Annotated in this window: 15 protein-coding genes; 9 read left to right on the top strand and 6 right to left on the bottom strand. The window is 69.0% G+C overall.

Annotated elements, in window-relative coordinates; all coding sequences use genetic code 11:
• Positions 1–2 precede the first annotated feature (2 nt).
• Entirely contained in the window at positions 3–1,316 is a 1,314-nt protein-coding gene (locus ACN8ZM_RS33900) for an MFS transporter (RefSeq protein ID WP_089452778.1), read from the bottom strand.
• 233 nt (positions 1,317–1,549) lie between these two features.
• Between ACN8ZM_RS33900 and ACN8ZM_RS33895 the strand changes: the two genes are divergently transcribed.
• On the top strand, positions 1,550–2,281 hold the full coding sequence (locus tag ACN8ZM_RS33895) for a GntR family transcriptional regulator (RefSeq protein WP_051890403.1): 732 nt from the start codon (positions 1,550–1,552) through the stop codon (positions 2,279–2,281).
• A 39-nt stretch (positions 2,282–2,320) separates the two neighbouring features.
• Here ACN8ZM_RS33895 and ACN8ZM_RS33890 read toward each other — a convergent pair whose 3' ends face one another.
• Positions 2,321–3,043, bottom strand: coding sequence for a FadR/GntR family transcriptional regulator (locus ACN8ZM_RS33890; RefSeq protein ID WP_043191108.1), 723 nt, complete (start codon positions 3,041–3,043; stop codon positions 2,321–2,323).
• A gap of 267 nt (positions 3,044–3,310) precedes the next feature.
• On the opposite strand from ACN8ZM_RS33890, the gene uxuA reads away from it, so the two are divergent.
• From uxuA to ACN8ZM_RS33860, 6 genes are all read left to right on the top strand, one after another.
• Positions 3,311–4,375 carry a mannonate dehydratase gene (gene uxuA / locus ACN8ZM_RS33885; RefSeq protein WP_179258800.1) on the top strand — a complete coding sequence of 355 codons (1,065 nt, stop codon included), beginning with the start codon at positions 3,311–3,313 and terminating at the stop codon, positions 4,373–4,375.
• A 71-nt stretch (positions 4,376–4,446) separates the two neighbouring features.
• Positions 4,447–5,757, top strand: a complete 1,311-nt coding sequence (locus ACN8ZM_RS33880) for an MFS transporter (protein ID WP_043191046.1) — start codon at positions 4,447–4,449, stop codon at positions 5,755–5,757.
• A gap of 129 nt (positions 5,758–5,886) precedes the next feature.
• The gene (locus ACN8ZM_RS33875; protein WP_175025153.1) at positions 5,887–7,320 is read left to right on the top strand and encodes a PLP-dependent aminotransferase family protein; all 1,434 of its coding nucleotides are present in this window, start codon (positions 5,887–5,889) and stop codon (positions 7,318–7,320) included.
• A gap of 80 nt (positions 7,321–7,400) precedes the next feature.
• A complete protein-coding gene (locus ACN8ZM_RS33870) occupies positions 7,401–7,796 on the top strand; it encodes a hypothetical protein (RefSeq protein ID WP_089452775.1) in 396 nt (131 codons plus the stop codon).
• Positions 7,797–7,993: 197 nt separating this feature from the next.
• The gene (locus tag ACN8ZM_RS33865; protein WP_420213177.1) at positions 7,994–9,778 is read left to right on the top strand and encodes a nitrite/sulfite reductase; all 1,785 of its coding nucleotides are present in this window, start codon (positions 7,994–7,996) and stop codon (positions 9,776–9,778) included.
• A complete protein-coding gene (locus ACN8ZM_RS33860) occupies positions 9,775–10,206 on the top strand; it encodes a DUF934 domain-containing protein (RefSeq protein WP_089452773.1) in 432 nt (143 codons plus the stop codon). The genes ACN8ZM_RS33865 and ACN8ZM_RS33860 overlap by 4 nt, the downstream gene beginning before the upstream one ends.
• A gap of 78 nt (positions 10,207–10,284) precedes the next feature.
• Here ACN8ZM_RS33860 and ACN8ZM_RS33855 read toward each other — a convergent pair whose 3' ends face one another.
• The 3 genes from ACN8ZM_RS33855 to ACN8ZM_RS33845 form a co-directional block, all read right to left on the bottom strand.
• Positions 10,285–11,565 carry a virulence factor family protein gene (locus tag ACN8ZM_RS33855; protein ID WP_420213176.1) on the bottom strand — a complete coding sequence of 427 codons (1,281 nt, stop codon included), beginning with the start codon at positions 11,563–11,565 and terminating at the stop codon, positions 10,285–10,287.
• Positions 11,562–14,156: a bifunctional lysylphosphatidylglycerol flippase/synthetase MprF gene (mprF, locus tag ACN8ZM_RS33850; protein ID WP_089452771.1), complete on the bottom strand. Its 2,595-nt coding sequence runs from the start codon at positions 14,154–14,156 to the stop codon at positions 11,562–11,564. The genes ACN8ZM_RS33855 and mprF overlap by 4 nt, the downstream gene beginning before the upstream one ends.
• 427 nt (positions 14,157–14,583) lie before the next feature.
• Entirely contained in the window at positions 14,584–15,507 is a 924-nt protein-coding gene (locus ACN8ZM_RS33845) for a LysR family transcriptional regulator (protein ID WP_420213336.1), read from the bottom strand.
• Positions 15,508–15,602: 95 nt separating this feature from the next.
• Between ACN8ZM_RS33845 and ACN8ZM_RS33840 the strand changes: the two genes are divergently transcribed.
• Together ACN8ZM_RS33840 and ACN8ZM_RS33835 are read left to right on the top strand one after the other, a co-directional pair.
• Positions 15,603–16,040, top strand: coding sequence for a GlcG/HbpS family heme-binding protein (locus ACN8ZM_RS33840; RefSeq protein ID WP_301800741.1), 438 nt, complete (start codon positions 15,603–15,605; stop codon positions 16,038–16,040).
• 4 nt (positions 16,041–16,044) lie between these two features.
• A complete protein-coding gene (locus tag ACN8ZM_RS33835) occupies positions 16,045–16,821 on the top strand; it encodes an SDR family oxidoreductase (protein ID WP_420213175.1) in 777 nt (258 codons plus the stop codon).
• A 42-nt stretch (positions 16,822–16,863) separates the two neighbouring features.
• Here the strand turns inward: ACN8ZM_RS33835 and ACN8ZM_RS33830 are convergent, their stop codons facing one another.
• Complete coding sequence (locus tag ACN8ZM_RS33830) at positions 16,864–21,051, bottom strand: molybdopterin-dependent oxidoreductase (protein ID WP_420213174.1); 4,188 nt, start codon at positions 21,049–21,051, stop codon at positions 16,864–16,866.
• Positions 21,052–21,061: the final 10 nt, after the last annotated feature.

Genomic DNA, 21,061 nt, shown 5'->3' with positions numbered 1-21,061 from the left:
CTTCAGTCGAGGCCCCGGTCGCGGTAATCGATGAGGCTCGCGCAGACGGCCAGGCCGAACGCCGCGACGACGAAAAACATCAGCGCAAGGAAATAGGTGCCGGTGAACTGCACGATGAGGCCGATCAGGATCGGCACGATGACGCCGACGATGTTGCCGCCGAAGTTCATCGCGCCCGCGAGCAGGCCCGCACGGGACTGGCCGCCGAGCGTCGCGGGCACGCCCCAGAACATCCCGCACCAGCGGATGAAGAACAACGCGATCGACAGCAGCACGACGACGCTGACGAGCCCCGTCGCGAAGCTCACCGCGAGGATCGCCGCGGCAGACGCGAGGCCCGCGACCGAGAACATCACGCGCATCACGCGGTTCGGCGCGCCGCCGGCCGCGCGCCACTTGTCGGCCAGCCAGCCGCCGAACAGCTCGCCGATGAAGCCGCACATGAAGATGATGAAAGTCGCGCCGCCCATCTGCTTGAGGTCGAAGCCGTGCGCCTTGTGCAGGTAGCTGGGCATCCACGTCATCAGCCCGTAGAACACGCTGTTGTAGCAGGCCCAGCTCGCGAACATGAACAGCACGGAACGGTCGCGCAACAGCTCGCGAAACGGCACGCTCGCCTTCGGCTCGCCGGCGCGGGCCGCGGCCGCATGCACGGTCACGTGCTCGAGCTCGGCCGCGTTCACGCCGGCATGCTCGGACGGATGGTTGCGGATGTACCACCACGCGAAGATGCCGACCACGATCGTGCCCGCCCCCGCGACGACGAACGCGAGCCGCCACGAGCCGAGGCCCGCGATCAGCGCCGTGATGATGATCGCGCCGCACGCCGAGCCGAGCGGTGCCCCGCCGTCGAGCAGCGCGGCGCCGCGGCCGCGCTCGGCCGGCGTGAGCCATGAACCCGCGAGCTTCGCGCCGGCGGGCATGATCGGCGATTCGGCGATGCCGAGTCCGAGCCGCGTCAGCAGCAGCGGCACCCAGCTGAAGCACACGGCCGCGACGGCCTGGCAGGCGCCCCAGCCGATCGTCGCGAGGCCGACGATGGTGCGCGCCTTGTAGCGGTCGACCAGCAGCCCGCTCGGAATCTGCATCAGTGCATACGTCCAGAAGAATGCGCTGAGCAGCACCCCTTCCATCGCGGGCGACAGACTGAATTCGGTCGAGATGATCGGCAGCGCGACGGACAGCGACGCGCGGTCGATGTAGTTGATCGACGACAGCAACAACAGCAGCCAGAAAATCCGCCAGCGCACGGCGGTCGGCGCGGCGGTCGAGGCCCGGGCCGTCGGGCGGGGGCCTGCTGAGTCTTCGAGGTGCATACGTGTCTCCTGTGGGGATGAGTCGCCGGTCGCGCCTTCTTCGAAGCGTCGGCCAACTAATATATTAGTTGGCAATTATAGAGATGCCTCCCGGTGTCGATACGGGGGTAAACCCGGGAATCGGTCGACCGACGATCCCCGCCGAGCCGCCGATATCGAGTTGCGCATTAATATATTGGTCGACCGGCATCCATCGATGCATGCCGGCCCGCCTGCCACCCTCTAGCCAATTCATGAAGTCAGAACGCACCACCCAGGACACCTTCATCGCCCGCCTGATCCCCGCCGATTTCACACTGGACCGCTCGCAGGCCCTGTCCGTGCAGATTCACGCGCTGTTGCGCGACGCGATCGTGACGATGACGCTGCTTCCGAACGACGTCATCTACGAGCGCGCCATCGCGGAGGCGCTCGGCGTGTCGCGCACGCCCGTGCGCGAGGCGCTGCTGCAGCTCGCACGCGAGGAGCTCGTGCTGATCGCCGCGCAATCGGGTACCTTCGTCGCGCCCGTGAAGCGCGAGCAGTTCGTCGAGAGCGCGCTGATCCGCAAGGTGCTGGAGACGGCCGCGATCCGCCGCGCGGCCGAAGTCATCAGCGCGCGCGAGCTCGAACAGCTCCACGACATCCAGGATGCGCACCGGCGCGCGATCGAACGCGGCAACGCGGTCGCGGCGATCGCGTGCGACAACGCGTTTCATGCCACCGTCAGCGCGGCCGCGCGGCTACCGCGCGTGCAGCAGCTCGTCGAGATCGTGCGCGCGCCGATCGACCGTGTGCGGCACGTCACCGTCCGCGATCCGATCGTCGGCGAGGTCACGCTTGCGCAGCACCAGAAAGTGCTCGACGCGCTCGAGCGGCACGACCCCGATGCGGCCGAGCGCGCACTGCACGAGCATCTCGACGATGCGTACGCACGGCAGCAGCGCGCGTACGACCAGCATGTCGGGTTGTTCGAAGGGATTTGAAGGTGGTCTAGCGGCGGCCGGCGGCCAGCAACCGGCGCGTCAGCGCCACGCCTGAGTGAATTCCGCGATCACGCGCGACAGGTGCGCAGCCATCGCATCGCGTGCGGCAGCCGCGTCGCGCGCCATGATCGCCGCGAAGATCCGCTGGTGATCGTCCTGCGACGCCTCGCGCAGCGCGGTCGAGTGAAAATGCTCCTCGATCTTGTCCCACAGCGGATCGCTGCGCGCGCAATCCCACATCGCCGTGACCATGTGCAGCAGCACCGTGTTGCCGGTCGATTCCGCGATACGCAGGTGGAACTGGCGATCGGCCGCGTCGTAGGCGGCCTTGTCGTCCATCTGCTCGCGCATCGTCGTCAACGAGAAGAACAGCCGGTCGAGATCCGCATCCTTGCGTTCGGTCGCCGCGAGCGCCGCGACTTCCGCCTCGATCAGCCCGCGTGCGCGCAGCGTCTCGATCGGCCCCGGGCCGCGCGGCACCTCGAACGTCACCGGCCGCGCGGCATCGGCCGCGGACACATAGATACCCGAACCGATCCGCACCTCGACGATCCCCTGCACTTCGAGCGCAATGATCGCCTCGCGCACCTGCGTGCGGCTCACGCCGAACTGGTCGGCCAGGCTGCGCTCGGACGGCAGCCGCGCGCCGGCCTCGAACGCGCCGGCGGCCACCATCGCGTGAATCTGACGCGCCAGGCCGATATAGGATCGGTCCGCGGCATCGGTGTCGCGGCTGGCGGGCAGGCTGGAAAGATCGGTCATCGAAAGGCTCGCAACGGGCTGGCCGGCGCCGTCGCGGCACCGGATCGCCAAAATGGTACACCAATTCTGGCCCGCATCCGGTTCGGCGTGTTGGTCGATGTGCCGGGGTCCTGACTGCAGTGCCATGCCAGCCGGTTCCGAACCCGACGACTGGTAAACCACTATCCCGCACAACTGGCATACCAATCATAATCCGCACACCGGAGACGGGCCGGCCGCTGTCGCCCGTCCGCCCGATGCAACAACCGCCAGCCAGGAGCCGCTCCAGTGAAGATGTCATTCCGTTGGTACGGCGAGTCCGATCCGGTCTCGCTGCAATACATCCGCCAGATCCCGGGCGTCACGCATATCGTGTCCGCCATTTACGACGAACCGGTGGGCGAAGTCTGGCCCGCGCACAAGATCGATGCGCTGAAGGCGACGATCGAGCGCGCCGGCCTGCAGTTCGAAGTCGTCGAATCGGTGCCCGTCCACGAGGACATCAAGCTCGGCAAGCCGGGCCGCGACCGCCTGATCGACCACTACCGTCAGACGATTCGTCATCTCGGCGCGGCCGGCGTGCGCGTGATCTGCTACAACTTCATGCCCGTGTTCGACTGGACGCGCACCGAACTGTCGAAGACGCTCGACGACGGCTCGACCTGCCTCGCGTTCAGCACCGACGCGGTCGACCGGATCGATCCGGACGACGGCATCGCGCTGCCGGGCTGGGATTCGAGCTACCAGCCCGACCAGTTGAAGGCACTGCTCGCCGAGTATCGCGACGTCGACGAGGCGGCGCTGTGGGCGAACCTCGAATACTTCCTGAAGGCGATCATCCCCGTCGCCGAGGAAGCCGGCGTGAAGATGGCGATCCACCCCGACGATCCGCCGCGCCCGATCTTCGGGCTGCCGCGCATCGTGAAGAACCGCGACGATCTCGCGCGGATCCTGCGCATCGTCGACACGCCCGCGAACGGGCTGACGCTGTGCTCGGGCTCGCTCGGCGCGGGCCCGCAGAACGATGTCGAGGCACTCGTGCGCGAATTCGGCGCGATGGGCCGTATCCACTTCGCGCACATCCGCAACGTGAAGGTCGACGCGAACGGCGACTTCGAGGAAACCGCGCATCTGTCGAGCTGCGGTTCGCTCGACATCGCCGCGATCGTGAAGGCGTACCACGACACCGGCTTCACCGGCTACGTGCGCCCCGACCACGGCCGCATGATCTGGGGCGAGACGGGCAAGCCCGGTTACGGCCTCTACGACCGCGCGCTCGGCGCGGTCTACCTGAACGGCCTGTGGGAAGCGCTCGCGAAGTTCGACCGCACGCCGTCGCACACCACCCGATAACCCGCCCATCGAGACGGCCGGCGCAGCGGATCGCCGGCCGCCCGTCACGACATTCCGCGCGGAGACACCACATGCCACGCATCCGATGGGCCATGATCCTGATGTGCTTCCTGGCCAACGTCATCAACTTCATCGACCGCGCAAACCTCGCGATCGCGGCGCCCAGCATCCGCGCCGATCTCGGCCTCGACGCGGTCGGCATGGGGCTCGTGCTGAGCGCGTTCTTCTGGACCTACGCGTTCCTGCAACTGCCGGCCGGCTGGTTCATCGACAAGGTCGGCGTGCGCGTGAGCCTTGCGCTCGCGGTCGGCTGGTGGTCGGTGTTCACCGTCGCGACGGGCGCCGCGCGCGGCCTCGCACAGCTCGTCGGCGTGCGGCTGATGCTCGGCGTCGGCGAAGCGGCCGCGATCCCGTCGTTCGCGAAGGTCGCGTTCAACTGGTTCCCGCGCAGCGAACGCGGGCTCGCGAGCAGCATCTTCGACAGCGGCTCGCGCGTCGGCTCCGCGCTGTCGCTGCCGCTCGTCGCGTGGCTGATCTCGATCGTCGGCTGGCGCGGGTCGTTCGCGATCACGGGCGGCATCGGCATCGTGTGGGCACTGGCGTGGTGGTTCGTGTATCGCGACCCGGAACGCTATCGCGCAATTGCGCCCGATGCGGTCGATGCGCTGCTCGCGCAACGCGGCGCACCAACCGTTGCGGCCGCAACCGACGGCCCGAAGGTGTCGTGGCTGGACCTGTTCCGCTACCGCACCGTGTGGGGGATGATGATCGGCCTGTTCTGCCTGAACTTCGCGATCTACTTCTTCATCACGTGGTTCCCGAGCTACCTGCTGCAATCGCGCGGCTTCTCGCTCGCGTCGCTCGGCACGTGGGGCATGCTGCCCGCGCTGCTCGCGATTCCGGGCGGCTGGCTCGGCGGCTATGTGTCCGACAGCCTGTTCCGCCGCGGCTGGAGCGCGACCGCCGCGCGCAAGACCTGCCTCGTGATCGGGATGCTGCTGTCTTCGTCGATCGCGCTGTCGGCGTTCGTCGAAAACGTGTGGGCCTGCCTCGGCCTGTTCGCGCTGGCTTATGCGAGCCTGTCGTTCGCGGGCGCCAACGTGTGGACGCTCGTCGGCGAAGTCGCACCGACGCCCGCGCATGTCGCGTCGCTCGGCGGCATCCAGAACTTCGCGGGCAATCTCGCGGGGATCTTCATCACGACGTTCACGGGCGTGATGCTGTCGATCACGAAGGGCTCGTTCGTCGTGCCGCTCGCGGTGGCCGGCGCGTTGTGCGTGGTCGGCGCGCTGTCGTACCTGTTCATCGTCGGTAAGGTCGAGCCGTTGCCGCCGCTGCGCGGCGCCGCGAACCGGCAGAACGTCGAGCCGAACGCGGCCTGACCCAACCGGAAAGCGCGGCCGACGCGCCTGCGCTTTCCTTTTCGGGCCGCGCATCGGACAATGAGCCGCGCCCGCCGGCGCGGCGCCGCTCCGGCCCGCGCGTGGCGACGGCGCGCGCCACCCTCGCCGATGAAACGCTACGAAACCCTCGCCCACACGATCGCCGACGACATCCGCAACGGCAACCTCGCCGTCGGCACGCGCCTGCCGTCGTTACGGCAGATCATTGCGCAGCACGGCGTGAGCCAGTCGACGGTATTTCGCGCGTACTACCTGCTCGAGCAGTGGGGGCTGATCCGCGCGCGCGAACGTTCGGGCTACTACGTCGCGCCGGGCGCCACGCCGGCAGCGAGCCCGGCTGCCAAGCGCCGCGCAAGCCGTGCCGGCGCCACGCGCAAGGTCGACATCAGCAGCCTCGTGTTCTCCGTCCTCGACGCGGCCACGCAACCCGGCATCGTGCCGCTCGGCTCCGCCTTCCCGGCGCCGCAACTGTTTCCGCTGCCGCGTCTCGCGAAATCGCTCGCGCAGGCCACGCGGCTCGTCAGCCCGTGGAGCACGGTCGTCGACCTGCCGCCCGGCAACGAGGCGCTGCGCCAGCAGATCGCGCGGCGCTATCTCGCGACGGGCATCTCGCAGCCGATCGACGAGATCGTCGTCACGAACGGCGCGCTCGAAGCGCTGAACCTGTGCCTGATGGCCGTCACGCGGCCCGGCGACGTCGTGGCCGTCGAAGCGCCCGGCTTCTATGCGGCGCTGCAGGCGATCGAGCGGCTCGACCTGCGCGCGGTCGAGATTCCCGTCGATCCGCGCACGGGCCTCGACCTCGAAGCGCTCGCGAACGCGCTCGACCGGCACGACATCCGCGCGTGCTGGTTCATGACCAATTTCCAGAATCCGACCGGCGTCACGCTGTCCGCGGAGAAAAAGCGCGCGCTCGTCGAGTTGCTCGCCGCGCGCGAAGTGCCGCTGATCGAAGACGACGTGTACGGCGAGCTGCACTTCGGCCCCGACTATCCGCTGCCCGCGCGCGCGTTCGATCGGCACGGCCTCGTGATGCACTGCAGTTCGTTCTCGAAGACGCTCGCGCCCGGCTACCGGATCGGCTGGGCCGCCGCCGGCCGGTTCGCGGAGAAGGTGCAGCGGCTCAAGCTGATGACGACGCTGTCGGCCAGCATTCCCGCGCAGGTCGGCATCGCGAACTATCTCGAGCACGGCGGCTACGACCGGCACCTGCGCAAGCTGCGCGGCGCGCTGCACACGCAGCTCGACCGGATGGACGACGCGCTGCGGCGCTGGCTGCCGGCCGGCGTCGAGTGGGTACGGCCCGAAGGCGGCTATTTTCTGTGGCTCGCGTTTCCCGACGCGATCGACGCGATGGAGCTGCATCGCCAGGCGATCGCACGCGGGATCAGCTTTGCGCCGGGGCCGCTGTTTTCGGCCGCGCACGGCTTCGAGCGTTGCGTGCGCGTGAACTTCGGCCATCCGTGGAGCCGCGACATCGAGCACGCGATCCGCGTGCTCGGCGAGCTCGTCGCGCAGCCTTCGGTGCGCAAGGGCGGTTGAATCGCGCACGGTGCGCATGGTGCTGCACGCAATCCACCCGCGGGTTACAGTGCTGATCCCGCCGCCCTTCATGAATTCCCATGAGTCAACTGCCCTACCTCGATCACGACGCGCTGTTGAAACTGACGGCTGAAGCCGCGCACGTCACGCAATCGTGCACCTGCACGAAAACGCCGCTCGCCGGCTGGACGACCCTGCCGCTGTCGCTGCAGGACGCGCAACTGATCGAAGTCGCCACGCTCGCGCCGCCCGGCGACACGGAGCCGACCTACGCCGAATATCATCCGGGCGGCACGCACTACGCGTCGGACGACGCGCCGATCGCCCTGCGTCATTTCCCGTACAACCGCTGCACCGTCAATCGCTGCCGCTCGTGCGCACGCCTGTTCCTGCGCTACCAGGAAGGCGGCGGCTACTTCATCGACCAGCGCATCCGCGCGCTCGATCCGGCGCGCGTCGTCGACGCCGACGCATAACCACCCGCCACGGGCATGCAAGCATGCCCGCCCCGCGCCGGCGCCACGCCGGCCATCTGCTGCGCCCTTTTCGTCCCGATCTGCTGCTTGTCCCGCCGCACCGCGTTCCCTACGCTGTCTCCGGTTGCCTGACACCCGTCGCAACGTCTGTCCCAAGCCGCGCGCTTCGCGCCGCGGCGCCTCTCGCGTATCACGTCATGTATCGATATACCGTTTTCGACCGGGCGCTCGTGCACAGCCGCGCCGCCCAGTTTCGCGATCAGCTCGAACGCTGGCAGCACGGCACGCTGAGCGAAGACGCGTTCCGGCCGCTGCGCCTGCAGAACGGCTGGTACGTGCAGCGCCACGCGCCGATGCTGCGCGTCGCCGTGCCGTATGGCGAACTGTCGAGCGCGCAGCTACGCGTGCTCGCGCGGATCGCGCGCGACTACGACGTGCCCGACGACGCCACCTACCGCGCCGCATGCGACGCGCAGGCGTTGCTCGGCACGCTGCGCCTGCCGACCCGCAGCGCGCACTTCACGACACGCACCAACGTGCAGTTCAACTGGATTCCGCTCGCGAAAGCAGCCGACGTGATGGACCTGCTCGCGACCGTCGACATGCACGGCATCCAGACGAGCGGCAACTGCATCCGCAACATCTCGTGCGACGAGCGCGCCGGCGTCGCGCCGGACGAGATCGCCGATCCGCGCCCGTTCGCCGAGGTGATGCGCCAGTGGACGACGCTGCACCCCGAATTCGCGTTCCTGCCGCGCAAGTTCAAGATCGCGATCACCGGCGCGGCCGAAGATCGTGCGGCCACCGACTGGCACGACGTCGGGCTGAAGCTCGTGCGCGACGACGCGGGCGCGCTCGGTTTCCGCGTGAGCGTCGGCGGCGGGATGGGCCGCACGCCGACGATCGCGACGCTGCTGCGCGCGTTCCTGCCGTGGCAACACGTGATGAACTACATCGAGGCGATCGTCCGCGTGTACAACCGCTACGGACGGCGCGACAACAAGTACAAGGCGCGCATCAAGATCCTCGTGAAGACCGAGGGGCAGCGCTACATCGACGACGTCGAGGAGGAGTTCCGCCAGATCGTCGCTCACGACGGCGCGCCGCACACGATTCCGCAGGTCGAGTTCGACCGCGTCGCCGCGTCGTTCGTCCCGCCGCGGCTCAAGCCGCGCACGGCCAGCCTGCGCGACGCGAACCTGCGCGTGTCCGCCCAGGCGGCACGCCATCCGGCCTTCGCGCGCTGGCTCGCCCGCAATGTCGCCGGCCACCGCGACCCGGCGCTGCGCATCGTCACGCTGTCGTTCAAGCGCCGCCTGCAGGCGCCGGGCGACGCGTCGCCCGACCAGCTCGATGCGCTCGCCGATCTCGCCGACCGCTTCTCGGCCGGCGAGGCCCGCGTCACGCACACGCAGAACGTCGTGCTGCCGTGGGTGCATGTCGACGACCTGTTCCTGCTGTGGGAAAACGCGCGTGCGATCGGGCTCGCCAGCGCGAACGTCGGACTCCTGACGGACATGATCGCGTGCCCGGGCGGCGACTTCTGCGCGCTCGCGAATGCACGCTCGATCCCGATCGCCGATGCGATCGCGGAGCGCTTCCAGGATCTCGACACGCTGCACGACGTCGGCGACATCGACCTGCACATCAGCGGCTGCATCAACTCGTGCGGCCATCATCACAGCGGCCACCTCGGCATCCTCGGCGTCGACAAGGACGGCGCCGAGTGGTACCAGGTCACGCTCGGCGGTTCGGACGGCTCGACCGCGAGCGGCCCCGCGCGGCCGGGCAAGGTGATCGGCCCGTCGTTTTCGGCGGACGAGATCGTCGATGTCGTCGAGGCGATCGTCAACGCATATCTCGACGCGCGGATCGATGAGGACGGCCGCAGCGAACGATTCATCGACACGGTGCGCCGCATCGGCGCGGAACCCTTCAAGACCGCCGCGAACGACGCGCGCCACCAGGCGGAGCACGCATGAAGCAAGCACACCCGACCGCACGCATCCGGCTGCTGACGCCGGCCGAACACACCGGCGACACGCAGCCGCACGACGCCGCGACACTGACGATCGGCAACGACGAGGAACTGCCGCCGCTCGCCGCGCAGATCGCACAGGCTGCGCGCATCGACCTGCAGTTTCCGTCGTTCACCGATGGCCGCGCGTACAGCCAGGCGTACCTGCTGCGCAAGCGCTACGGCTTCGCCGGCGACCTGCGCGCGACCGGCGACGTGCTGGTCGACCAGGTGCTGCTGATGGAGCGCACGGGGTTTTCGAGCGCGGTGCTCGGCGACGGTACGGACATCACGGCCGCGCGGCGGCAGCTCGACCGGTTCCCGGGCTTCTATCAGCGCGATGCGAGAACGGCACTACCGCAGCAGGACGCGGCCACGCCCGCCGGAAAATGAAACGGGCGGCCCGCAGGCCGCCCGTACGATGAACCGGAAGCTACCGGCCGGTGCCCGCCGCGAAGCGGGCGCCGGCGTTCAGCGCGCCGCCACCGGCTTGCCGAACGCGCCGAGGATCTTCTTCTCGAGCGCGATGTAGTCGCGGCCGAAGTGGTGATCGCCCTGCGTCTTGATCACGTCGACGCCCGTGTTCACCAGCGCCGGACACATCGTGTCCTTCTCTTCCGCGCCGTAGAAGCACTGCACGAGCTGCGGCGGCACCTTCGCCATTTCCGGCGCGACCTTCAGCGCCTTGTCGCTCGCCGGCATGCCGAGCCAGCCCGTCACGCGGATCTGGAAATCGGCGGCCGGCGCGAAGCCGAGCAGCGACATCACGGCGACTTTGTCGCGCAGGTCGGCCGGCAGCCGGTTGTACGCGAACGGCATCACGTCGGCGCCGAACGAGTAGCCGACCAGCGCCACGCGATTCGCATGCCAGCGCGCCGTGTAGGTGCGCATCACGCGCGCGAGATCGCGGCTCACCTGTGCCGGCGGCTTCTCGCTCCAGAAATAGCGCAGGCTGTCGATGCCGACCACCGACACGCCGTCGCGCTGCAGCGCCTCGGCGATCGTCTTGTCGAGATCGCGCCAGCCGCCGTCGCCCGAGATCACGATCGCGAGCCGGTCGCTGCCGCCCTTGGCCGGCAGCTCGACGAGCGGCAGGTCCGACACGTCGAGCTCGTCGCCGCTGGTGGTGTCCCGCAGATGCGACGTGACCAGCGACACCAGCTTCGTGCTATCGCCCGCGGCAGCCGTTTCGACGAAACCCGGCATCGCGCGGCGCACGATCGTCGGATCGGGCGGACACGGCTTGAAGCGCGGATCGAGCTTGGCGGCCGGATCGACCGATACGACGCCGGCGATCGTGTTCTCCGGCGCCATCGACAGGATCTGCTTCGCGATCGCGCCGCCCTGGCCCACGCCCGCGACGATCGGCGTGAAGTAGCGCGACGATTGCGCCAGGCGTTCGAGCTGGTGGCTGACCGCTTCGGCGTCGCCGTCGAGGTGGTGGCAGGTCTCCTGCTTCGCGGCGAGATTCATCGCATACCGCTCGGAATCGACGCCGACCGTCATCGCACCGGCCTTCGCCAGCGCATCGGCGGCCTGCTGGTCGGCCGCATTCCAGCCGGCCTCGCGCGAGAACAGCACGACGAAGCCGCGCAACGGCCCGCTGGGTTTGGTGACGGTAACGGGCCCATAGCGGCCGCCCGACACGGTTTCGGCCTTCACTGCGACTGGCTGCGTGGCGCACGCGGCGCCGGCCAGCATCATTCCCGCGCAGGCGGCTGCCGCCCGCGCGATTCCCTTCTTCAACATCATGAGCGCCGACCTCCAGCCAGCAATGACAGATCCGCCAGCGTGACGAACACGCCGACCGTGCCCGAGGCCGCGAGATAACGCGGCTCCCAGTGCGGTTCGAACTTGCTCTTGAATGCGCGCAAGCCGCGGAAGTTGTAGAAGCGGCCGCCGAAGCGCCAGACCATCAGGCCGATCCGGTGCAACGGCGACGGCATCTTCGCCGCCCCCATCCCCGAGAACGGCGCGATGCCCAGGCTCAGCTTGCGGAAGCCCGCTTCCTTCAGATGCAGCGCGAGCTGCGTAAACAGATATTCCATCGCATACGGCGACGCGTCCGGCAGATGGCGCATCACGCCGACCGTCGCCTCGGTGTTGAGGTCGGTCGTCATGAACGTGACGAACGCGATCGGCTTGTCGGCCTGACGCACGAGCATCACCGACTGCGTCGCCAGATAGCCGTCGTGGAACGCGGCGACCGAGAAGCTCTTCTCGCGCGCGTCGCGGCTGTCGAGCCAGCCGTCCGAGATGTCGCGCAGCGCCGGCAGCGCGGCCGGCACGTCGCACGGTGCGATCACCTCGACCGTCAGCGCGTCCTTGTCGCCGCGGCGCAGCGCGTAGCGCAGGTGCGACCGGTTCGAGCCCTTCAGGTCGAACTGGTCGAGCGCGATATGCGCTTCCTCGCCGAGCTTCATCAGCGTGAGCCCCGCGTCGAGATACAGCGGCAGCGCGTTCGCACGCACCTGGTAGAACGCCGCACGGCCGCTATGCGCATGCGCGAGCGCGATGAACTTGCTGATCAGTGCCGGCCATTCCTCGCGCGGCCCGACCGGGTCGTGGAGCGCGGCCCACGTGCGGCCGTTCTTCGCATACATCAGGAATGCCTGGCGCGACTCCGAGAACAGGAACGACTTGTCGCCCATCAGCGCGAGGCCCGCATCGCTGCATTCCTGCGCGCGGATGATCCGTTCGGCATCCGACAGATCCTGCGCCGCGGGCTTCACGAAACGGCCGGGCGCCGGGCGCAGCAGTTGCCACAGCGCGAACAGCGCGACGAACACGCCGGCCGCGAGCGTCGCGCGCAGGGCACGCGGCGCACGCGCGTCGAACGAGAAATGCGACCACAGCTCGCGCGTGTACGGCACGTCACGGAACGCGAAGAACAGCACCCACACGGCCAGCATCAGCACCATCGCCACCGACACGAACCAGCTCACCGTGAAGCGCTCGGCCAGCAGCGACGAATGACGGTTGAAGCGGCGACGGCTGACGAGCAGCAGCACCAGCAGCGTGCCGAGCACGCCGGCCTCGACGAACGCGAGGCCCTTCACCAGCGACAGTCCGAGGCTGGCGAGCGTCAGCGCGAAGGTCATCCACCATGCGCCGTCGAGGCGGCGCAGCAGCCCGCGCGCGACGAACAGCAGCGCGACGCCGAGCACGCTGCAGATCACCTGCGAGCCTTCGAGCACCCACAGCGGCACGAGGTGGCGCAGGATCGCGATCCGGTGCCAGAACGCGGGCGTCGCGCTCGAGATCACCAGCATCCCGCCGACCGCGAACGTCACGAGGCTCAGGAACACCGGCGCAAGCTGCGACACGCGCACGGCCTGCCGCGTCACGAGCCGGCGCCGCAGCGCGCGGCCTTCGAAACCGGCCAGCAGGCCGGCCGACAGCACGAGCGGCACGCCGAAATAGATCGCGCGGTACGCGATCAGCGCGGCGACCATCGCGTGCGGCGGCACTTCGCGGCCGAGCGTGAAGACCATCGCGGCTTCGAACACGCCGATCCCGCCCGGCGTATGGCCGATCATCCCGAGCAGCAACGCGGCGGCGTAAACAGTAATGAAGGTCGGGAAGCCGACCGGCGCGGCCGGCAGCAGCACCCACAGCGTCAGGCCCGCCGCGACGACGTCGAGGACCGCATAGACGACCTGCGCGACGAGATCGCGCCGCGCCGGCACGTCGAACGACAGCCACTTGAAGCGCGTGACGACCGGGCGCGCGGTGTTGCCGCACATCACGACCATCGCGGCCAGCGCCACCAGCAGCACTGCGCCGGTCCAGGTCAGCACGCCGGGCGCGACGTGCAGCATCGCGGCGAGCGCCTCCGGCACGCAGACCATGCCGATCGCCGTCATCCACACCATCGCGAGCGCCAGCGTACCGCTCGTGAACACCGTCATCCGGCCGATCTGCGCGGGCGTGACGCCCGACACGCCGTACACGCGGGCGCGCACCGCGCCGCCCGTCAGTGCGCCGAAGCCGGTCGCGTTACCGAGTGCGGACCCGGCGATCGCACCGATCCACAACGCGACGCGCGGCACCTTCGCGGCGACATAGCGCAGGCCGACCGCGTCGCGGGCGACGAGCGCGAGATAACTGAGGGCCGTCGCGGCCAGCGACGCGCCCCACTCGCCGACGGACATGTGACGCAACTCGCGGATCACCGACCGGTAGTCGACGGATTCCGACAGGTGCTGGAAAACCACGATCAGCAGCAGGCCGATGCCGAGCGCGAGCAGCGGCGACAGCAGACGCTCGTTGCGGATCAGCGCCCGGACACGGGCGATCACCGCCGCGGCGCGGCCGGGCGAACCAGAGTGGCGGGAAGACATAGAGTGTTCAGTGGTGGTGCATAGCGTGTCGCGGCGCAAGGCGGCCAGGCGGCGACGTATCTGGTTGTTCTGCGTGGGCGGTCGGCCGAAGGAATGGGCAGGTGGCGCCTGGATCAGAACTTACGAGTATACGGAATTTATATTACAGAATCTTTCAGGTTCGGATTGTGCGGATTTGTCGTGCCGCGTGCGTAAAAATCGCATCAAAAATAGTGCGTCCGACAAACGCAAGGTGCGCATCATACCGGGAACCGGACACGATTTTTCATCGGATGAATGGCCGGTAGTGGATTGGGGAGAAATTCTCCCGGCCGGGCGGCACGGGCGAGGACAGATTCACCGGCCAGCGCGGCCCTTCGGAAATGGGGACGGGGTAGTCTGCGTGACTGGCGCTTGCCCTGTTCCGACCCGGGAACACTCGCCCCCGTTACTGCGGCGACGCGTCGTCCGCACCGTTGCGCTCGCGCAGCACGTCGATGAACGCACGCAGCTTGGCCGGCACGTGCTTGCGATTGACGTAGTAAAGCCACATCGGCGGCAGCGTGCGGCATGCCCCGGGCAGCACCTCGACGAGCGTGCCGTCGCGCACGTCCTGCTCGATCCGCTCGCGCATGAACGCGAACGCGATGCCGACGCCCGCGCGCGCCGCATCGATCACCGCGTCGGCGTCGTTCGTCACGAACACGCCGTCCGGATCGAGATCGACGTCGCGCTGCCCGTCGCGCAACAGCCATTTGTGCAGGCGTCCGCTCTCCGAGAACCGGAAACGGATGCACGCATGCCGCTCGAGCGCCGCAATCGACTCAGGCGCGCCATACCGTGCCAGATAGCCGGGCGACGCAACCAGCGCACACGTCAATGCCGGCGCGATCCGCACGCCGATCATGCCCGGCTGCAGCCGGTCGGCCAGGCGAATCCCCGCGTCGAACCCGTCCTTCGCGATATCGACCAGTTCGTTCTCGTAGCGGATCTCGAGCCGGACTTTCGGGTAGCGTTCGCGGAACGTGGCGAGCACCGGCGCGATCACGAGCGCTCGCGCCAGCGGCAGCGCGGTCACGCGCAACAACCCGTTCGGCTCGCTGCGTGCATCCTTCAGCTCGTCGCGGGCCTGCATGACCTGCCGGTAAGCAGGCTCCGTCTGCCGCCAGTAGCGCTGGCCGGCTTCCGTCAGGCTCACGCCGCGCGTGCTGCGATTGAACAGCTTCACGTTCAGCTCGCCCTCGAGCTGCCCGATCGCGAGGCTGACGGCCGCCGGCGTCAGGCCCAGCGCGGCGGCGGCACGCGTGAAGTTGCCGGCCGTCGCGACGGTCATGAACACGTGCAGCCCGGCCATCGGATCGCGTCTGCTCATCATTAAAAAAACTTGAAACTCCTTCGAGCGGAATGCGGATTCTCCCATATACCGCAACTGCCTACACTGGCACTGTCGTCCTCCCGGAGCCTTGCATGAACCCGCTCACCGCCGCGCTGCCGCTCGCAGCCGCCCGCCGCACGATCGACGCGGCACTTGCACATGCCGCATCGCTGCAGGTCGCCGGCATCGCCGTCGCGATCGTCGATGCCGGCGCGAACCTGCTCGCGTTCGCGCGCACCGACGACTGCTTTCTCGGCGCGATCGATCTCGCGCAGCGCAAGGCGCTGACGGCAATCCGCTTCCGCGCATCGACCGGCGCGCTCGGTGCGATGTCGGGCGACGGTCCGCTGCGCGGCATCGAACACAGCCACGGCGGGCTCGTCACGTTCGGCGGCGGCGAACCGCTCGTCGACGGCGACGGGCGCTGCGTCGGCGCGATCGGCATCTCGGGCGGCAGCGTCGACGAAGACACCGCGATCGCGCAGCACTGCCGCGACCGCTTTCCGGCAACGTTCCACTCCACAAGGTAAGCACATGGCACAGAAACGCATCCTCATCACCGGCGCGGGCACCGGCTTCGGCCACGAAGTCGCGCTGCGCCTCGCCGAACGCGGTCACGACGTGACGGCCGGCGTACGCGTCACCGCAGAAATCGACGCACTGACGGCCGCCGCCGCGCAGCGCGGCACCGCGCTGCGCGCGATCAAGCTCGACGTGACGTCACCTCACGATCGCGCCCGCGCGGCCGATCTCGATATCGACGTGCTCGTGAACAACGCGGGCGTCGGCGAAGCCGGCGCGCTGGTGGACCTGCCGGTCGAGATCGTCCGCGAGCTGTTCGACGTCAACGTGTTCGGGCCGCTCGAACTCACGCAGCAGATCGCGCGCGGCATGCTCGCGCGCCGGCACGGCAAGATCGTGTTCGTGTCGTCGATCGCGGGCCTGATCACGGGACCGTTCACGGGCGCCTATTGCGCGTCGAAGCACGCGATCGAATCGGTCGCCGAGGCGATGCACGCGGAACTCGCCCCGCACGGGATCAAGGTCGCGGTCGTGAACCCCGGCCCGTACAGCACGGGCTTCAACGACCGGATGATGGAAACGACGCGACGCTGGCGCGATCCGGCCGCGCATACCGTGACGCCCGAGCGGCTGACGTTCCCGCTCGAACAGCACGATCCGGAGGAAATGATCGCGAAGATGGTCGACGTGATCGACAGCGACGGCGGCGCGTTCCGCAACCTGCTGCCGAAATCGTCGGAAGCGTTCGTGCGCGCCGAACAGGCACGCGCGTGGGAGCGGCAGCAGTAACCCGCCGGCGGAGCGGCGGACGGCACGCCGCCGCCCGCGCGTTCAGTACACGTCCCGCATGTAGCGGCGCGCCTTCGAGAGCCGCGCGACGTAGTCGTTCGCGGCCTCGTCCGACATGCCGCCGTGCTCGGCGACCACCGCCTTCAGCGCCGTGTCGACGTCCTTCGCCATCCGCGCGGCATCGCCGCACACGTAGAAGTGCGCGCCTTCCTCCAGCCACGCGAACAGCTCGGCGCCCTGCTCGCGCATCCGGTCCTGCACGTAGATCTTGTCGGCCTGGTCGCGCGAGAACGCGAGATCAAGCCGCGTCAGGAAGCCGCTGTCGTGCATCGCGCCCAGTTCGTCGCCGTAGTAGAAGTCGGTCTGTGCGTGCTGCTCGCCGAAGAACAGCCAGTTGCGCCCACGCGCGCCGCGCGCCTGCCGCTCGTGCAGGAAGCCGCGAAACGGCGCGACGCCGGTACCGGGGCCGACCATCACGATCGGCACGTCGCCGTTCACCGGCGGCCGGAAATGCGCGGACTTCTGCACGAACACCGGCACGCGGCCGTCGTCCGCGCGATCGGCGAGGAACGTCGACGCAACGCCTTTCCGCGCGCGCCGGCCGTTGTGATAGCGCACGGCCGACACGGTCAGGTGGATCTCGCCCTGGTGCGCGCTCGGGCTCGACGCGATCGAATAGAGGCGCGGCTGCATGCGCTTCAGCATCCCGACCAGTTCCGTGCCCGACAGCTCGACCGGAAATTCATGCAGCACATCCGCGAGCTGCTGCCCCCACAGCCATTGCTTCAGGTCGCCCTTGCGGTCGTCGCCGAGCAGCGACTTCAGCGCGCCGTTCGCGCTGCGCGACGCGATGAGGGCGAGCGTGTCCGGATGCGGGCGCGTGATGTCGAAGTGACGCGCGAGCGCGTCGCCGAGGCGCACGTCGCCGACGCCCGCCACCGACACGGGTGCGTCGGCCTTCAGCGCGGTGACGGCCAGCAGTTCGTCGACCAGTTCCGGGCAGTTGGTCGGCCACACGCCGAGCGCGTCGCCGGTTTCGTATTCGAGGTTCGCGCCTTCGGTCGACAGCGATACGTAGCGCGTGTCCTTCGCCGCGCCCGGACGGTTGAGCCGCAGGTTCGCGACGAGCTTCGACGGCGCCGGATGCGCCTTCGTCGGCAGCAGCCCTGACGGGCTCATCCCGCCGGACGGCACCGCGTGCAGCGCGGCATCGGCCTCCTTGATCCGCGCGACGACGCGTTCAAGCCACTGGTCGGCGTCGCGCTGGAATTCGACGTCGCAATCGACGCGCGCGCAAAGACGCGCCGCGCCGAGTTCCGCGAGCCGCGCGTCGAGCCGGCGGCCGTGGCCGCAGAACTGGTCGTAGTTGCGATCGCCGAATGCGAGCACCGCGAAGTGCACGCCGTCGAGGCGCGCGGCGCTGCCGGCCTGCAGCGCTTCCCAGAATTCGCTGCCGTTGTCGGGCGCATCGCCGTCGCCGAACGTGCTCGTCATCAGCAGCACGTATTGCGCACCGGCGAGCGAAGCGAGCGGATAGTCGGACATGCACGCGGTACGGATCTCGAAGCCCGCGTTCATCAGCTGCGTCGCGTAATCCTCGGTCAGCGATTCGATGTTGCCGGTCTGCGACGCCCACAACAGCACGACCTTCGGCCGCGTGCGCACGATCCGCACGCCACCGGACGCGCCGGCATCGGCCGGCAGCGCGGGCGCCACGGCACCCGGCAAGCTCGCCGGCAGCGAGCGGCTGAACAGCCCCGCGAGCATCCCGTCGAGCCAGAACCGCACCGGCGGCGTGAGCGGCGCGGCAGCCGGCAGCACGGGCACGCTGCCCTCGCGCCGGCCGGCGCTCGCCTTCAGCCCGCTGACGAGGCCGGCCACGTACAGCCGTTCGGTGTCCGTCAACGGCGGCGGCGCGAGGTCGGCCACGCCGAGCGCGGCCGCGAAAGTGTCGATGTCTGCCATGTCGGATTCCTGTGAAGCAGTTGCCTGTGCCAGCACCGGCGCGGGCCGCGCGTCGTCGGCGCGTGCATCGGGTTGCGCCGTCTCGTCGTCGGCGGATGCGAACGCATCGGTCTCGACGCGCCGCAGCGCGACCGCGCAGTATTTCAGTTCGGGTTGCTGCGATTCGGGATCGATCGCGTCGTTCGTCACCGCGTTGATGCACAGGTCGTCGCCGTACACGTCGTTCCAGTGCATCGGCGCGAAGCAGTTGCCGCGCTGCACGCGCTCGGTCACGACGGCCGGCAGCACCGCGCGGCCGCGCGCCGAGCGGATCTCGACGCTGTCCTTCGCGGCGATGCCGAGCGCGCTCGCATCGTCCGGGTGCAGCTCGACGAACGGGCGCGGGTTGAGCTTGTTCAGCATCGCGACCTTGCCCGTCTTCGTCATCGTGTGCCATTGATGCTGCAGCCGCCCGGTGTTCAGCACGATCGGGAACGTGTCGTCGGGTAGCTCGGCCGGATCGACGTGCGGCCGCGCGAAGAAACGCGCCTTGCCTGACAGCGTCGGGAACGCGAGGCGCGGTGCATCGCCGCCGTCGGCGGCCGGACGCAGCGTCTGGCTCACGCCGTCGTTCAGGTAGCGGATCGGGTGCCGCTCGCGCGCGGTGCCCGGCGCAACCGGCCACTGCACGGGCCCGTCGCGCAGCGCCGCGTGGCTCGCGCCGCGCAGGTCGTAGCCGGTCGCCGGATTCGAGAAGCGGACGATCTCGTCGAACACGTCGGCCGCCGACGCATAGTCGAATGCATCGCCGAAGCCCATCGCGCGCGCGACTTCCGCGACGATGCGCCAGTCGGGCAGCGCGTCGCCCGGCGGCGCGACCGCCGCGCGCATCAGCGTCATGTTGCGCTCGGAGTTGATCATCACGCCGTCGCCCTCGGCCCACAGCGCGCCCGGCAGCAGGATGTCCGCGTAGCGGTTGGTCTCGGTATCGAGGAATGCATCCTGCGCGATCACGAGCTCGGCGGCCTGCAGGCCGGCGATCACGTTCTGCCGGTTCGGCACCGTGGCGACCGGGTTCGTGCAGATGATCCAGCATGCCTTGATATCGCCCGCAGCCATCCGCGCGAACATGTCGACCGTGCCCTGCCCGGTCTCCTTGCGCAGCGTGCCGGCCGGCACGCGCCACAGGTTCTCGACGAAACGGCGGTCGTCGTCGGACGCCACCGAGCGCTGGCCCGGCAAGCCCGGCCCCATGTAGCCCATCTCGCGCCCGCCCATCGCGTTCGGCTGGCCGGTCAGCGAGAACGGGCCGCTGCCGGTGCGGCAGATCTTGCCCGTCGCGAGGTGCAGGTTGCAGATCGCGTTGGTGTTCCACACGCCGTGCGTGCTCTGGTTGAGCCCCATCGTCCAGCAGCTCATCCACTCCTGCGCGTCGCCGATCCACTGCGCGACGGTGAGCAGGTCGGCTTCCGCGAGCCCGGTGATCGCCGCGACACGCTCGGGCGTGTAGTCGGCGAGGAACGCGGGCATCGCGTCCCAGCCTTCGGTGTACGCGTCGATGAACGCGGTATCGGTGCGCCCGTTCGCGTGCAGCAGGTGCAGCAGCCCGTTGGTCAGTGCGAGATCGGTGCCCGGCCGGATCTGCAGGAACAGGTCGGCCTTGTCGGCCGTGCCGGTGCGGCGCGGATCGACGACGATCAGCTTCGCGCCGGCCTTCACGCGATCCATCATCCGCAGGAACAGGATCGGATGGCAGTCGGCCATGTTCGCGCCGATCACGAAGAACAGGTTCGCGCGGTCGAAGTCCTGGTACGACCCGGGCGGGCCGTCCGCGCCGAGCGACTGCTTGTAGCCGGTGCCCGCGCTCGCCATGCACAGGCGCGAGTTCGACTCGATGTTGTTGGTGCCGACGAAGCCCTTCGCAAGCTTGTTGACGAGGTACTGCGCCTCGATCGACATCTGCCCCGATACGTAGAACGACAGCGCGTCGGGCCCGTGCGTATCGAGCACCGCACGCAGGCGGCGCGCAGTGTCGGCGATCGCGTCGCGAGCCGGCAGCGGCACCAGGTCGTCCTCGCGCGCGCGGCGCACGAACGCGCGGTCGAGCCGCCCCGAGCGGCGCAGCGCGACGTGCGCCGACGAGCCCTTCGTGCACAGCCGCCCGAAGTTGGTCGGATGGTCGGAGTCGCCGGACACCTTGACGACTTCGCCTTCCTCGACGTGCAGCACCATCCCGCAGCCGACGCCGCAGTACGGGCACACGCTCTTGACGGGGGTGGCGGTCATGCGCGCTCCG

The sequence above is a fragment of the Burkholderia aenigmatica genome (genome assembly GCF_048627025.1).
Lineage (GTDB): Bacteria > Pseudomonadota > Gammaproteobacteria > Burkholderiales > Burkholderiaceae > Burkholderia > Burkholderia aenigmatica.
The sequence above is the reverse complement of the archived record's forward strand: the minus strand, read 5'-3'. Positions and strand labels throughout refer to the sequence as shown.